A 14,815-nucleotide genomic window follows, 5' to 3' on the forward strand; every position below is an offset into this window, starting at 1 on the left:
AGAAGAGTTGTTCAATAATTTCTCATTAGCTTTGACATGGCTCTGTTTGAATGCTGATAATTTATTCTCTGATATAGCAAATTCCTAGGTTGCCTGATTTTTATCTCGCTATCAAGTAAATGCTCTGACAACGCAGTCATAAAATAATGTTGTATCAACGTCGTGTTTTAGCGTTTGTCCACAAGAACTACGTGGGTTTCTTCAAGACCAGGTGCAACTGGAGCTTGGCTGACCCGTGGATTCACTCCATGATATTTTTTTATCTCTTTAGCAGCTTTATCAAGCTCATTTTGCGCTGAACGGCCTTTAAGGGCAATAAGCTGACCCCCTGATCTCAAGAGAGGTAGGGTCCACCCAGCGAGCTTTGTCATAGGTGCCACAGCCCGGCAGGTCACGACATCAAAAGTCTCAGGTACTGAAGGCGCGGAACCTACCCTTGCCAGACTTTCTCCGCCCATCGCTGCCGATGATTCAGGACCATTCACGGTTTGCTGACTATCACCATTCCTGGTGGTGACCAAAGTTGAAGAACCATGGCCAGAAACAGAATTGGACCCTTCCTCGCTTCGGCGACGACCATGACGGTGGCTTTGTGAAGCTCTTTTCTTGTGCCGATTCGATGCGTGAGAGGATTGCGGGACCAGATCCTCTGCACGTTTGCGAAGTACTGAGGCATTAACCAGGTGCAACTCATCAATGACTTCCCGCAACCAGAGCACACGCCGCTCCATTGGCTCGACAAGCACAACACTGCACTGCGGAAGACACGCAGCTAGCACAATGCCCGGAAAGCCCCCACCAGAACCTATATCTGCCACCGTTGCTGTCTGACCATCAGTAGTCAATCGTTCTCGCACAAAAGGCACAATGGCAGCTGAATTGAGTATGTGCCGTTCCCAAATAATGTCTTCATCGCGAGGGCCGATGATGCCCCTCTCCACACCCTCACCTAAGAGCTTGTCGTGAAAACGCTGCATGGGTGACAAAGCATCGCCAAGCACCTGCCTCAAGAGGGGACTATCGTTCAGTTCATCATCCACAACAGCCATTTCAACTCCTCACATTCACATTCGACGCGCAGTCAATCACAGCCACAGACCCCGACAGCGTCATACTGTCTTGCATCTTGCATCCAGGAGATTCCACCATGTCAGAATCTGAAACCACTGGATTCTGAAAGCAGTTACCAACATGCGGTTTTCAACTGCAAAATAGCGTCGAAGGCACACATCAGTATCCTCACGGAACCAGCATAGGAGGCGGCCTCCTATATGGGATGACCAACCAAGATCATTCCGAATTAAGCAGCATGGCAAACTCAGCACCATCATGAGCCAGACAAGGCAATACATCTGACAGATGGCACGACCCTGGCCGATAGCACAGCAAACTTAGACAGTCTGACGGCAGCAAACAATGAAACAATCCAAACAAGGCGGACGTCACCAATACTTCATCGGCGCACAGCCCTACTTGGTTCTGCAATCACTCCCTGTCCGCGCCAGCAGGATCGTCATCAGCCGCGTAGTCAGCCGAATCATCGGCCTGATCGGTTTCATCCGAGTCCAGCGGGGCATCATACCCGACTGGCTCGTCCTCAACATCGTCAGGCAGGTCCTCGTCTTCGCTCTTGGCCTTCAGGTAGACGGTGACGTACCGGTGGGGCTCCTCACCGTGGGAGCGTGACTTCAGCCCCTCCTCTCGGACCATGTCATGGACGATCTTGCGTTCAAAGGAGTTCATGGGCTTCATATTGACGGGATCGCCGGTCTCACGGACCTCATCGATCACATCCAGGGCCTGCTCGCGAAGATGCTCGCGCTTGCGCCGCAGGAAGCCGTCCACATCCACGATCAGATGGGAGCGCTCCCCTATCTTCTGCTGCACGGCCAGCCGCGTCAGCTGTTGCAGGGCATCCACCACCTCGCCATCCTTGCCGATCAGATGCTTGATATCCGTGTCGTCGTCAGCCACAATCTGCACGGTCGGACGGTGGTTGCGCACCCCCATCTCGATATCGCCCTCGTAATCGACGATGTCCAGCAACCCCTCCAGATAGTCGGCGGCGACATCCGCCTCCTCATTGAGTTGCTCGATGGTCTTTCCCTGATCCAGAGACTGAGACATCTATGCTCTCCTTACACGCGTTTACATCCGATTCATAACCTCAGGTCCACTGGATTCCTGGTCACCAATCGAGTGTCCAGTATTGAGGATACACGGACGTGATGATTGCAGACTACTCCAGTATCCGCCCGACCGAAAACTTGGTCACCGCACCGGCCACCGCTGCCAGTAGCTGCATCAACGACCGCGACGCTTGCGGTGGGGCTGAGAACGCTGGTGGGAGACGTTCTTGTTGTTGCGGGCTTCCTCCTCCAGCCGCTTGGCCTCCATCAGCTGCTCCTCCTCCAAAGAGGGCAGCCCTTGGCGCTTGCGACGAGCGTTCTCACGGCGGTGGTCCCGCTCCTCCTTGCTCTCTGCAGCCGGCGAGCCCGGCGTAGGCATATGGCGGACCTGGAAGAGGGTTCGGCCCAGATTCCAAAGGTTGTTGGTCAGCCAGTAAATCAGCACGGCGAAGGGGAAGTAGATGCCTGAGAAGATGTACATGACCGGGAAGATGAAGGCCATCATCTGCTGCATCTTGTACTGCTGTCCCTGCATGGCCGACCTGGGCATGTTCCGCCGGACGTTGTGGAACTGCGAGTAGAACATGGCCAGGCACATGAGCACGATGAAGACCACTATGACTATGCGGCCCGCACCCTGGGCGGACATGAAGTTGTCCGAAATCCGCAGCCCGAAGAAGGTGGTCTCCTCGAATTCCCGCGCCACCTGTCGGTTGAAGGCTCCAAGGGGCGCCCGCTTGCCCCGGGCGATGAAGGGCACAGCCGAAAGCACGTAGAACATGGTCATGAAGACCGGGCCCTGGACCAGCGCGGGCAGACAGGAACTCATGGGGTTGGCATGGTTATCCTGGTAGACCTTCATGGTCTCCCGGCTCATGGCCTCTCGGCTGGCTGGATCCTTCTTGTTGCGGTACTTGTTCTGGATCTTCATCAGCTTGGGCTGCAGGGCCTGCATCTTTTGCATGGATCGCAGCTGCTTGATGAAGAGCGGCAGCACGCAGAGGTTGACGACCAGCACCAGCATCACTACCGAGAGCGCCCAGGCCACCCCGGGACCCTTATGGAGCCCGATCAGGGTCAGGAACTTGTGGCAGTAGGTCATGATGTAGGTCATGAGCCACTCGATGGGGTAGAGGATCTTATAGAAGAAGCCGTATATGCCCGTATCGAAAGTGAAAGTGTCGTTGTTCTGGAACATTGTCAGGCCGTCTCCTTGTCTGGGGCCATGGGGGTCAGCCGGGCCTCCTCATGGGCCTTGGACCACGGGAACCGATAGAAGATGGAAAACCTCTGGGGCACGTCATCGATCCCGCCGTTGTTGAAAGGCGTGCAGCGCAATAGCCGCAGAACGGCCAGGATGGTTCCACGCAAGGCCCCGAACCGCCTCAGAGCGGTCAGAGCGTACTGGGAGCAGGTCGGGTAGTAACGGCACCGCGGCGGCGAGAGGGGTGAGATATGGCGCTGATACCAGCGGACTGCACCCTGCAGAGCCCGGGAGGCCAGGCCGCTCATGCCCTGTATCCTTCATTGGCTTCCAGCCGTTGAGCCGGTTGACGCTTGGACCCGACGAGCTGCAAACCTGATTGCGTTCGCCCTTCAGAGCCGCCGGCAATCTTGCCAGTCTTGCGCATAAGGTCACGGAAGAGCCTGTCCACTTGCTCCTCCAGCTGCTCATAGGTGGCTCTGGCAGCGCTGGGCTTGGCGCGCATGACCAGATCACAGGAGGATGGCAGCAGGCCCTCCTTGGATCCGGCAAGTTGCCTGAATCTGCGCTTGACCTTGTTCCTAGTCACGGCATTGCCTACATTTTTGGATACAGCGAGTCCCATGCGGCGTCTGCCCGCAGGCAGGATGTCATGCCGCCCTTCGTGCGCAACCGATGCCACCGGCAGCGGGGTCACCGTCTGGTCAGATCCAGGGATCGAATAATGAATAACCAGATCCCGGCTGCTGACCCGATGGTGTCGCCTGAGCACCGCCGTGAACTCCCGGTGGCTCCTCAGCCGTTCCACCTTTTGCGAAAGGATCGAAATCCGATTCAGGCGGAGAGCGTCCGACGGCCCTTGGCCCGGCGACGATTGATCAGAGCGCGGCCAGAGCGGGTGCGCATGCGAGCGCGGAACCCGTGCTTCATGTGACGACGGCGGTTATTGGGCTGGAATGTCCTCTTCATAATTCGTTGCTCCCGTGTGTAGACATACTCGAGTACGGCTCGTTATGAGTCAAGCTATATCACGGTACACAGGAGCCGGGACGGAGTCAAACAGGCATCCGCCCCTCAGATGACAAGGACCGCCTCGTATCCTGCACAAACCCTGTCGTGGCGCGAGAAAGCGCCTCCTCACTTATCCACAAATTACATCACTGTTATTCACATTCAGCGCAGACACAACACGCTATCCTGTGGATAACCACGCAAAGTCGGTGTAACAATGGGCTACTGTCGACTTTGAGAGAAGCAGGAAACACGGGAAATCCGTCGTCGAGAAGAGAGGAGCACACTGATGGCGCAGGATCCGCTGGATGCCGCTGCCCAGGCCAAGAGAATCTGGGATGCGGTCCTGCAGGTGCTCCGCTACAGCAGTTCGCTGACCTCCAGGGACAAGGGCTGGCTTGAAGACATCACCCCCGAGGCGGTCTTCGGCACCACCATCGTTCTGCGTGTCTCCTCCAAGGCCACCCAGGAAGCTATTCAGGGACCGCTCAGCCAGCCCGTCCTCAGCGCATTGCAACTGGTCACCAATCAGGAAATGTTCCCGGCCATCAAAATCGTCTACCCTGAGCAGATGGCCAAGCAGATGGCTGCCGACCAACAGAACGACCAACGCGCATCCGCCATGGCTGGCTCCGCCCCGGGAAGCGGCGAGTTCCGTCAGGTCCCCGGCCCAGCCCAGGATCCATACGGCGACTACCAGCGCCAGAACAGCACCGGCCGATCCTCCTCCGGCACAGAGACCCGTTCAAATTGGAGGCCTGAGACCGCAGGGACCGCCAAAACCCCGATCGTCTCGGCCAATGATTTCCATCAGGGCACCTACGTGCCCATGACTTTGGACATGCAGGCCGAGCTGTCCGAGTCCTCCCCTGCTACAAGGTCCACGGCGAGCGCTGATGCCGATCAGCAGGCCGAGGCCGAGCGGACAACGTCTCGGCCCGCTTTTACCGTGCCTCGCTTCCCCATGAGCCAGAACCGGGTGGAGCGCGATCCGCAGACTCATCTGAACAAGAACGCCACTTTCGATACCTTCGTCCCAGGCGACTCCAACCGCTTCGCGCGAACCGTGGCCCTGGCCGTGGCCGAAGGCTCGGGCCAGGACTTCAATCCCCTGTGCATCTATGGCAGCTCAGGTCTGGGCAAGACCCATCTGCTCAACGCCATTGGCAACTATGCCCTGGTTAAGGATCCTTCGCTCAAGGTCCGATACGTCAATTCGGAGGAATTCACCAACGAGTTCATCGACGCCCTGCAGAACTCAACCCAAGGCTCGGGCCAGATCGCGGAATTCAACCGCCGCTACCGGCAGGTTGATGTGCTCCTTATCGATGACATCCAGTTTCTGGGGGGCAAGGAAGCCACCCTGGACCAGTTCTTCCACACCTTCAACGCCCTGCACGACGCCAACAAGCGCATCGTCATCGCCTCGGACGTGGCCCCCAAGAATCTGAAAGGCTTCGAATCGCGACTGATCTCGCGCTTCGACTCGGGCCTTACCGTGGACGTCAAGCCGCCAGACAGGGAGACCCGAGTGGCCATCCTGAGAATGATGGCCTCCATGAACGGGGTCAGCATTCCCAACGAGGTCCTGGATCTGATCGCGGAACGCTTCACCGAGAACATCCGAGAGCTTGAGGGGGCTCTGACTCGTGTCACAGCCGTGGCCAGCCTCAATAACCAGCCAGTCACCACGGCCTTGGCTGAACAGACCCTGCAGGACTTCTTCTCCACGGACGTAGAAATCAAGCCCACCGACATCATCTCCCAGGTGGCCAAGTACTTCCATCTGACCTTTGACGATATCGTCGGCCGTACGCGCACCAAGAACATTGCCCTGGCCCGGCAGATCGCCATGTACTTGGCCCGGGAAATGACCAGCATGTCCTTGGTAGACATCGGCGAGGTCTTCGGCGGCCGCGACCATACCACAGTCATGCACGCCTATACGCGCATCTCCAATGAGATGCAGGAAAAGCGGGAGATTTACAACTACGTCATGGAACTGACGGTCCGGCTCAAGCAGCCTCAGAACTGATGCGACACGCAGGAACCGGTGTGGATCATCAGAAAAAGATATCCACCTTCTTATCCCCAGATGTGGGCAAACCTTGGGAATAACCCACCGATTTTCCGGGGACAAGTGGTGGATCTTCAGCGAATAACCACCATACTTTTGTGGATAACTCAGCAAAAATCCGCCCTTGTGGATAATTTGGCTTTTTAGTCACATCGATCTCACCACTTATCCACAGCGCCTAGATGAGGTATATCCACCGCATTGCAAGGATTTGGAAACTTATCCACACCATCCACCGAGCTTATTACGATGACTCTATGTATATTTATGCAACAATCATCGTCACATTCAAGCACACTTCTTCACTCCAACCACATCCCCTGACCTATTCGATAGAATGATCCCAGTTCATTCATCGACAAGAAGGCTCCCATGAAAGTAGAAGTGAATTCATCCGCACTCTCAGATGCAGTGGCTTGGACCACCCGCATCATCCCCTCCCGACCGGCTTCGCCGATTCTGGCGGGCGTGAGAATGGAAGCCTCGGACGGAACATTGAAACTTTCTGCTTTCGATTATGAAGTTTCAGCGAGAAACCATATCGAAGCAGGCATCGACGAATCCGGAACGGCTCTAGTCCTAGGCAAACTTCTGGCGGACATCACTAAATCACTGCCTTCGGAGAAGACCTACCTATCAACCGAGGGATCCAAGATGACCATCACTTCGGGCAAATCCACTTTTTCCCTGCAGCTGATGCCTGACAGCGAGTATCCCGACCTCCCTGCCGTTCCCGAACCCATGGGCCAGGTAGATGCTGAGACCTTTATCCAATCCATCTCCCAATCCATCGTCGCAGTTTCCCGGGAAGAGAGCCGTCCAGTCCTGACTAGCGTAAAAACCGAAATCAGCGGGGACAAGGTGGTCATGACCGCCACCGACCGTTTCAGGCTGTCCCGTTCGAGCTTCACCTGGACTCCTCGCGACGCTGATTTCTCCACCTCGATGCTGATACGCGGTTCTCTGCTACGAGACATTGCCCGCTCCCTCGACGAACACCAGAACGTGACCATGGATTACGAGGCTGACAACCCCACCATCATGGGCGTGGAAAACGCTGGCAAGATATCCACCACCCAGTTGATTGACGGGGAATTTCCGGCCGTGGATCGTCTCTTTTCGGACGAGTACCCCATCCAGGCGGTCATCGCCAGGCAGGATCTGATCGACGCCATCAAGCGCGTGGCCCTGGTTGCCGAACGCAACGCCCCCATTCGCATGGTCTTCTCCGGCAACGAGGTGACCCTGAGCGCAGGCACGGCTGACGAGGCACAGGCCCATGAGGTTCTGCAGGCGGATCTGGATGGCGAAGACATCACGGTAGCCTTCAATCCCAGCTATCTGATCGACGGGCTGGGCGCCATCGCCGAGCCCTTTGTCCGTATCAAAATGACCTCGGCGGTCAAGGCCGTGGAGTTCAACGGCCAGCAGGAGCAGGATTCCGAGGAGTCCATGGACTACCGGTACCTGCTGGTGCCCATGCGTTTCAACAACTGACACCCGGGCAGGTTCGAGGAACGATCGCCGTGCACATCTCCCGTCTGGTTCTGGATCACTTCCGTTCCTGGGAGCACTGCGTCCTCGATCTGGAGCCCGGAGTGACCATTCTGGAGGGGCGCAACGGTCTGGGCAAGACCAACCTGGTCGAGGCCATCGAAGTTCTGTCCACCGGCGGCAGCCATAGGACCTCATCCTCGCTGCCCCTGGTAGAGCGTGGGCAGTCCAAGGCCACTGTCAGGGCCAGGCTGGAGCAGGACGGGACTGCCACCGACTATGAGCTGACCATTGCCGCCAAGGGAGCCAACCGGGGAAGAATCAACGGCGGGCCTGCCCTCTATCAGCGTGACCTGGTAGGCCGGGTGCCCTGCGTGACCTTCAGCCCCGAGGATCAGCTGATGGTCTCCGGAGAGCCGGCAGCCAGGCGGGCCGTGCTGGACCAGGCCGGCAGCCAGCTCGATGCTGACTATTTTCAGGTTCGGCAGGATTTTCGCCATGTGGCCAGGCAGCGCGCCGCCCTGCTCAAGCAGCTCTCCCAGGCGGGCCGCGACCCCTCGGGTGATGGGCGTGACGCAGCCCTGTCCGGCCTAGAGGTATGGACTGGGCAGTTTATTCGCACGGGGCTGGATTTGAGCCAACGACGGGCGGCTCTGGTAGAGGCTCTGGACCGGCCCTTCAGTGATCTGTATGGTCGGCTGGCAGGCCCTGATCAGGATGCCCGATTGACCTACCGGCCCTCCCTGGAGGAGATAGGACCCGATGGGCAGACCGGTCCCGAGGTCGCCGAGGCCGTCAGCCGCCACTTTCAGCGGATATACCCGGGGGAAGTGGCCCGGGGCACCAATCTGATCGGCCCCCAGCGCGATGATCTGGTCTTCACCCTCAACGGCATGCCTGCCCGGGAGTTCGCCTCCAACGGTGAGATGTGGACCTTGGCCCTGGCTCTGAGGCTGGCTCTGCTGCAGGTGGTCAAGGATCGTCGCGCCCTGGATCCCATCGTTATTTTGGATGATGTCTTCGCCCAGTTGGATCGGGGCCGCAGGGATCAGATTCTCGACTTTGCCCGCCAGCAGGACCAGGTGCTGATCACTGTGGCCGCCGACAGCGATATCCCCTCCTTGCAGGGTGCCAGCTTGGTGGATGTGTCCGCACTGAGGCCCGTGCAGCCATCCGATCCGGCTGCCCAGGATCCGGCCATCGCCATTGCCATGCAGGACTTGCGTCGAACCAGGGGGACGGCTCATGAGGACTCTGATATGCCGGATGGGCCGGAGGGGAACGACCTGTCATGAAGGCGCCCATGGTTGAGACCCTGCACCTGGACCAGCGTCGATTGCCGGCCTTGGTCTTCGAGGGCTGCACGCGACGGGCGGCTACTCGTCGGCAGCGGGAGGATGACTCCCGCAAGGCCTGGTATGCATTCGGCAAGCCAGGCCGCGACCCCGCCAAACTGGGAGGAGTGGTGACCAGCCTGGCTGCCGGGAGCGGGTGGACCAGCCACCTGAAGGTGGCCCGGCTGCGCAACCAGTGGGACAGTGTGGTGGGACCCGGCATCGCCGCTCATTCGAGAGTGGTCTCCTGCCGGGAGGGCGTGCTGATCATCCAGGCGCAGACCACAGTCTGGGCCACCCAGCTGACCTATCTGGTCCCCCAGCTCAAGGCGACCATTGTCAAGCGGCTGGGCATGCCGGTCAAGCAGATCCGGGTGACTGGCCCCCACAACTACAGTTTCCGCCGTTCTCGGTTCGATCCGCCCGGCCGAGGCGTGCGCGACACCTACGGATGAACCCATAATCTGCGAATACCGTCTTCCCAGCTTTCTGTAAGCCTAAAGTCCCCTAGCGCTGGTAATCTATAGGTTATAGGGTCAAACGCTTCCAAGGCCCCTTTATGGACGATTTGGAACCTGGTGACCATGACTCGATCCCCCGCTCGACCACGAACGGAAGCTGCTTTGTCGTCAGTGGGCGACCATGGGGGTGCAGAAAGGACTATCCGTGGCAGATCTCAACACTGACCCGTCCCGGACCCCGCAAGAGGGCCGGGAGCATGAGGAGGACAAGCCTCAGGATGACGGCATGACGGGCCAGGATCAGCTGGACGACGCGCAGCTGGATGACTCGCTCTCCCCCGAACACTATGACGCCAGCGATCTGAAAGTGCTGGAGGGGCTGGAGGCTGTTCGCGTCCGTCCCGGTATGTACATCGGTTCTACAGGTCCCAGGGGCCTGCACCATCTGGTCTACGAGATCGTCGACAACTCGGTCGACGAGGCTCTGGCCGGGTACGCTGATCACATTGAAGTCACCATCCTGCCCGACAACGGCATCCGGGTGGACGACAACGGCCGTGGCATACCTGTGGACGAGGTGCCGGGCGAGGGCAAGAGCGGAGTCGAGGTGGTCATGACCAAGCTGCATGCCGGCGGCAAGTTCGGCGGCGGCGGCTACGCGGTTTCAGGCGGCCTGCACGGCGTGGGCATCTCCGTGGTGAACGCCCTGTCCACCCGGATCGATGTCCAGGTGCGCCGTCAGGGTTACCACTGGCATCAGAGTTTCCACAACCAGAAGCCCACCGCTCCCCTGTCCAAGGATCAGGCCATGGGACCGGACGAGGGCACCGGCACCTCCGTGACCTTCTGGGCCGATCCCAAAATCTTCGAGACCACGGTCTACGACTTCGAGACCCTGCGCAGCCGTTTCCAGCAGATGGCCTTCCTCAACAAGGGCTTGAGAATCACCCTGACCGATCTGCGCCCCAACAACCAGGCCGGTGACGAGGTGGCGGGCGAGGAGCAGACCCCTGAGCAGAAGGGCCAGTCCGTCAGCTACCAGTATGCCAACGGCATCAAGGACTATGTGGACTACCTGGTCAAGGTCAGGAAGGCCACGCCTGTGGAGGCCGAGGTCATCGACTTCGAGGCCGAGGACCTGAAGCTGGGCATCTCCGCCGAGGTGGCTATGCAGTGGACCACCGCCTACTCGGAGTCGGTCCACACTTTCGCCAACACCATCGCGACCACCGAGGGCGGCACCCACGAAGAGGGGTTCCGTGCGGCTCTGACCAGCATGATCAACCGCTACGCCCGGGACAAAAACATCCTCAAGGACAAGGATGACAACCTCTCGGGCGATGACGTGCGCGAGGGGTTGACCGCCGTGGTCTCCGTCAAGCTGACCAATCCGCAGTTCGAGGGCCAGACCAAGACCAAGCTGGGCAACTCCGAGGCCAAGACCTTCGTTCAGCGGGTCATGACCGAGAGGCTGAGCGACTGGTTCGACGCCCATCCCGGCGAGGCCAAGGCCATCATCCAGAAGGCCATGGAGGCCTCCCGGGCCCGGATCGCGGCCAAGAAGGCCCGCGAGAACACTCGCCGCAAGTCCATCTTCGAGACGGCCGGCATGCCCGACAAGCTCAAGGACTGCCAGTCCAGCGACCCCGAGGAGTGCGAGCTGTTCATCGTGGAGGGCGACTCCGCAGGCGGCTCGGCCATCCAGGGGCGCAACCCCATGACCCAGGCCATCCTGCCCCTGCGCGGCAAGATTCTCAACACGGAGCGGGCCAGTCTGGACCGCATGATGAAGTCCGACACCATCGAATCCCTGATCACGGCTGTGGGCGGCGGATACGGCGAGGACTTCAACATCGACAAGGTGCGCTACCACAAGGTCATCATCATGGCCGACGCCGATGTGGACGGCGCCCACATCGCCACCCTGAATCTGACCCTCTTCTTCCGCTACATGCGGCCCATGATCGAGGCTGGCTACGTCTACGTGGCCATGCCCCCGCTCTACCGGCTCAAGTGGACCAAGGGGCCCCACAGCTTCGTCTACACCGATGCCGAGCGCGACAGGGTCCTGGCCGAGGGCAAGGCCTCCGGCCGACAGCTGCCCAAGGGCGAAGGGATCCAGCGTTACAAGGGTCTGGGCGAGATGAGCTACCAGGAGCTCTGGGAGACCACCATGGATCCGGATCACCGCATCCTCAAGAAGATCCGCATCGATGACGCTGAGCAGGCCGACGAGACCTTCACCATGCTCATGGGCGACGAGGTCGAACCTCGGCGTCTGTTCATCCAACGCAACGCCCACGACGCCCGCTTCATCGACGCCTGAGACGGAAGCCTCCCCTTTTCACCATTTGAGCTAAGGATCGATTTTGGCAGACGATAACAACAATGACAACAGCCCGGACCAGGCCGGCCTCAACCTGCCCGACGGGTCCCGAGAGCCGCTCAGCCCCCAGGAGATGGACAACACCGATTACGGCCTCCTTAAGGGCGAGCGGATTCAGCCCATCGACCTCCAGCAGGAGATGCGGGAATCCTACCTCTCCTACGCCCTGTCCGTGATCGTGGAGCGGGCCCTGCCCGATGTCCGTGACGGCATGAAGCCGGTCCACCGCAGGGTCATCTACGCCATGTACGACGGCGGATACCGGCCCGACCGCGGCTACAACAAGTGCTCGCGCGTGGTGGGCGACGTCATGGGCAAGTACCACCCCCATGGCGATGCGGCCATCTATGACACCATCGTGCGTCTGGCCCAGTCCTGGTCCATGCGCTACCCGCTGGTGGACGGCCAGGGCAACTTCGGCTCCCCCGGCGACGACCCGGCGGCCGCCATGAGGTACACCGAGTGCCGTATGGCCCCCCTGGCCATGGAGATGGTGCGCGACATTGACAAGGACACGGTCGATTTCATCCCCAACTACGACGGTAAGACCCAGGAACCCACGGTTCTGCCCTCCCGCTTCCCCAACCTGCTGGTCAATGGATCAGCCGGCATCGCCGTGGGCATGGCCACCAACATTCCTCCTCACAACCTGCGCGAGGTATCCAAGGGCGTGCACTGGGCCCTGGAGCATCCCGAGGCCTCCAAGGAGGAGCTGCTCAACGCCCTGATCGCCATCATCAAGGGGCCGGACTTCCCCACAGGCGCCACCATCCTGGGCCACAAGGGCATCGAGCAGGCCTACCGGACTGGACGCGGCCTGATCACCATGCGGGCCGTGGTCAACACCGAAGAGATCCGCGGCAGGATGTGCCTGGTGGTCACCGAGCTGCCCTACCAGGTCAACCCCGACCGGCTGGCCTCCTCCATCCGCGAGGCGGTGCGCGACGGCAAGATTCAAGGCATCGCCGACATGCGCGATGAGACCTCGGGCCGTACCGGCCAGCGCCTGGTCCTGGTGCTCAAGCGTGATGCCGTGCCCAAGGTGGTCCTCAACAACCTTTACAAGCACACCCAGCTGCAGCAGACCTTCGGGGCCAACATGCTGGCCCTGGTGGACGGGGTCCCCAGGACCTTGAGTCTGGATGCCTTCATCCGCCATTGGGTCGACCACCAGCTGGATGTGGTCGAGCGGCGCACCCGCTATCTGAAGCGGGAAGCCGAGGATCGCGACCACATCCTGCAGGGGTATCTGAAGGCCCTGGACATGATCGACCAGGTCATTGCCCTGATCCGCGCCTCCAAGGATGTAGAGACGGCCCGCACTGGCCTGATGGAGCTGCTGGATGTGGACGAGGTCCAGGCCGATGCCATCCTGGCCATGCAGCTGCGCCGTCTGGCCGCCCTGGAACGGCAGAAGATCCTGGACGAGCATGAGGATCTCATGCGCAAAATCGCCGACTACAACGACATTCTGGCCCACCCCGAGCGCCAGCGCACCATCGTGGGCGACGAGCTGGACGAGATCGTCGACAAGTACGGCGACGAGCGGCGCACCCGGATCGTCCCATACTCGGGCGAGATGAACGTGGAGGACCTGATCGCTGATGAGCAGGTGGTGGTCACCGTCACCCACTCCGGCTTCGTCAAGCGGACCAAGGCCGACGAGTACCGGGCCCAGCACCGCGGCGGCAAGGGTATCCGCGGGGCCAGGCTGCGCGAGGACGACGTGGTGGACCACTTCTTCCTGACCAGCACCCACAACTGGCTGCTCTTCTTCACCAACAAGGGGCGGGTGTACCGGCTCAAAGCCTATGAGCTGCCCGAGGGCTCCCGCGACTCCAAGGGACAGCATGTGGCCAATCTGCTCCAGCTGGGCCCGGGCGAGCGGATCGAACAGGTCCTCTCCCTGCATGGCTACGACGATGCCAACTATCTGGTTCTGGCTACCCGGACCGGACGGGTCAAGAAGACCCGTCTGGCCGAGTATGATTCGCCACGCCAGGGCGGCCTGATCGCTGTGCGGCTGATGGAGCTGGGCACCGTCACCGACGAGGAGGGGCAGGAGGTGCCCCAGAGCGACGAGCTGGTGGGTGCCGCCCTCTGCAATGCCGACGACGAGATCATCCTGGTCTCCCGCAAGGGCATGAGCGTGCGCTTCCCGGCCGACGACTCCACCCTGCGGCCCATGGGACGGCAGACCGCCGGCGTCCAAGGCATGCGGTTCCGCCCTGGCGACGAACTGCTGAGCATGGACGTGATCGCCAAGGAGTCCGGGGATGATCTGCTGGTGGTCACCGACGAGGGCTTCGCCAAGCGCACCGCTCTGAGCGAGTACCGCCTGCAGGGCCGCAACGGCTACGGCGTCAAGGCCATAGCCATGGTCGAGGGCCGTGGTTCTCTGGTCGGCGCCCTGGTGGTGAACGAGGACGATCAGATCATGGCCATCATGAAGTCCGGCAAGGTCATCCGCTCCGATGTGGCCGAGGTCAAGCGGACCGGCCGCAACACCCAGGGGGTCACCCTGGCCAAGCCCGACAAGGGCGATGAAATCCTCTCGATCGCCCGCAATGCCGAGCGTGACGATCAGGAGGAGAGTAGCGGTCAGGTTGATGTGGCTCCTGCAGCTCCCCTGGCGGCCAAGGATCAGCCCATCGCCACCACCGGAACCGGCGACGGCCAAGGTCTGGCCCAAGAGGACTGAGCAGGTCCGCTACCAGTC

Annotated in this window: 10 protein-coding genes and 2 pseudogenes; 6 read left to right on the forward strand and 6 right to left on the reverse strand. The window is 60.2% G+C overall.

Annotation, left to right across the window (positions count from 1 at the left end; translation table 11 throughout):
- Nucleotides 1-167 precede the first annotated feature (167 nt).
- The 6 genes and pseudogenes from H3T92_RS04270 to rpmH form a co-directional block, all read right to left on the reverse strand.
- Nucleotides 168-1,049 (reverse strand): 16S rRNA (guanine(527)-N(7))-methyltransferase RsmG, encoded by an 882-nt coding sequence (locus H3T92_RS04270; protein ID WP_144084810.1) that lies wholly within the window; start codon nucleotides 1,047-1,049, stop codon nucleotides 168-170.
- 541 nt (nucleotides 1,050-1,590) lie between these two features.
- A pseudogene (locus H3T92_RS04275) lies at nucleotides 1,591-2,127 on the reverse strand (Jag family protein); the annotation flags it as partial.
- A gap of 177 nt (nucleotides 2,128-2,304) precedes the next feature.
- Nucleotides 2,305-3,327 (reverse strand): membrane protein insertase YidC, encoded by a 1,023-nt coding sequence (gene yidC / locus H3T92_RS04280; RefSeq protein ID WP_045925058.1) that lies wholly within the window; start codon nucleotides 3,325-3,327, stop codon nucleotides 2,305-2,307.
- 2 nt (nucleotides 3,328-3,329) lie between these two features.
- Nucleotides 3,330-3,641 carry a membrane protein insertion efficiency factor YidD gene (gene yidD, locus H3T92_RS04285; RefSeq protein ID WP_045925193.1) on the reverse strand — a complete coding sequence of 104 codons (312 nt, stop codon included), beginning with the start codon at nucleotides 3,639-3,641 and terminating at the stop codon, nucleotides 3,330-3,332.
- Nucleotides 3,642-3,742: 101 nt separating this feature from the next.
- Nucleotides 3,743-4,141 (reverse strand): annotated as a pseudogene (gene rnpA / locus H3T92_RS04290) (ribonuclease P protein component); the annotation flags it as partial.
- Between the two features lie 26 nt (nucleotides 4,142-4,167).
- Nucleotides 4,168-4,302: a 50S ribosomal protein L34 gene (gene rpmH / locus H3T92_RS04295; RefSeq protein WP_015022700.1), complete on the reverse strand. Its 135-nt coding sequence runs from the start codon at nucleotides 4,300-4,302 to the stop codon at nucleotides 4,168-4,170.
- Nucleotides 4,303-4,633: 331 nt separating this feature from the next.
- Between rpmH and dnaA the strand changes: the two genes are divergently transcribed.
- From dnaA to gyrA, 6 genes are all read left to right on the forward strand, one after another.
- Nucleotides 4,634-6,379 carry a chromosomal replication initiator protein DnaA gene (gene dnaA / locus H3T92_RS04300; protein ID WP_144084807.1) on the forward strand — a complete coding sequence of 582 codons (1,746 nt, stop codon included), beginning with the start codon at nucleotides 4,634-4,636 and terminating at the stop codon, nucleotides 6,377-6,379.
- Between the two features lie 414 nt (nucleotides 6,380-6,793).
- On the forward strand, nucleotides 6,794-7,918 hold the full coding sequence (gene dnaN / locus H3T92_RS04305) for a DNA polymerase III subunit beta (RefSeq protein ID WP_144084805.1): 1,125 nt from the start codon (nucleotides 6,794-6,796) through the stop codon (nucleotides 7,916-7,918).
- 29 nt (nucleotides 7,919-7,947) lie between these two features.
- Entirely contained in the window at nucleotides 7,948-9,210 is a 1,263-nt protein-coding gene (recF, locus tag H3T92_RS04310; protein WP_144084804.1) for a DNA replication/repair protein RecF, read from the forward strand.
- Between the two features lie 8 nt (nucleotides 9,211-9,218).
- Entirely contained in the window at nucleotides 9,219-9,704 is a 486-nt protein-coding gene (locus H3T92_RS04315; protein WP_415873692.1) for a DUF721 domain-containing protein, read from the forward strand.
- Nucleotides 9,705-9,996: 292 nt separating this feature from the next.
- Entirely contained in the window at nucleotides 9,997-12,036 is a 2,040-nt protein-coding gene (gene gyrB / locus H3T92_RS04320; RefSeq protein ID WP_222102856.1) for a DNA topoisomerase (ATP-hydrolyzing) subunit B, read from the forward strand.
- 133 nt (nucleotides 12,037-12,169) lie between these two features.
- Nucleotides 12,170-14,797, forward strand: coding sequence for a DNA gyrase subunit A (gene gyrA, locus H3T92_RS04325; RefSeq protein WP_415873696.1), 2,628 nt, complete (start codon nucleotides 12,170-12,172; stop codon nucleotides 14,795-14,797).
- Nucleotides 14,798-14,815 lie beyond the last annotated feature (18 nt).

The organism is Bifidobacterium sp. W8112 (assembly GCF_016101425.1).
In the GTDB taxonomy this organism is placed as follows: domain Bacteria; phylum Actinomycetota; class Actinomycetes; order Actinomycetales; family Bifidobacteriaceae; genus Bombiscardovia; species Bombiscardovia apousia.

Bases quoted from the DNA above. Each gene is read 5' to 3' on its own strand.
- H3T92_RS04315 (WP_415873692.1), top strand. From the start codon at position 9,219: ATGGTTGAGACCCTGCACCTGGACCAGCGTCGATTGCCGGCCTTGGTC.
- gyrB (WP_222102856.1), top strand. From the start codon at position 9,997: ATGACGGGCCAGGATCAGCTGGACGACGCGCAGCTGGATGACTCGCTC.
- dnaA (WP_144084807.1), top strand. From the start codon at position 4,634: ATGGCGCAGGATCCGCTGGATGCCGCTGCCCAGGCCAAGAGAATCTGG.
- rpmH (WP_015022700.1), bottom strand. From the start codon at position 4,302: ATGAAGAGGACATTCCAGCCCAATAACCGCCGTCGTCACATGAAGCAC.
- dnaN (WP_144084805.1), top strand. From the start codon at position 6,794: ATGAAAGTAGAAGTGAATTCATCCGCACTCTCAGATGCAGTGGCTTGG.
- yidD (WP_045925193.1), bottom strand. From the start codon at position 3,641: ATGAGCGGCCTGGCCTCCCGGGCTCTGCAGGGTGCAGTCCGCTGGTAT.
- H3T92_RS04270 (WP_144084810.1), bottom strand. From the start codon at position 1,049: ATGGCTGTTGTGGATGATGAACTGAACGATAGTCCCCTCTTGAGGCAG.
- gyrA (WP_415873696.1), top strand. From the start codon at position 12,170: ATGGACAACACCGATTACGGCCTCCTTAAGGGCGAGCGGATTCAGCCC.
- yidC (WP_045925058.1), bottom strand. From the start codon at position 3,327: ATGTTCCAGAACAACGACACTTTCACTTTCGATACGGGCATATACGGC.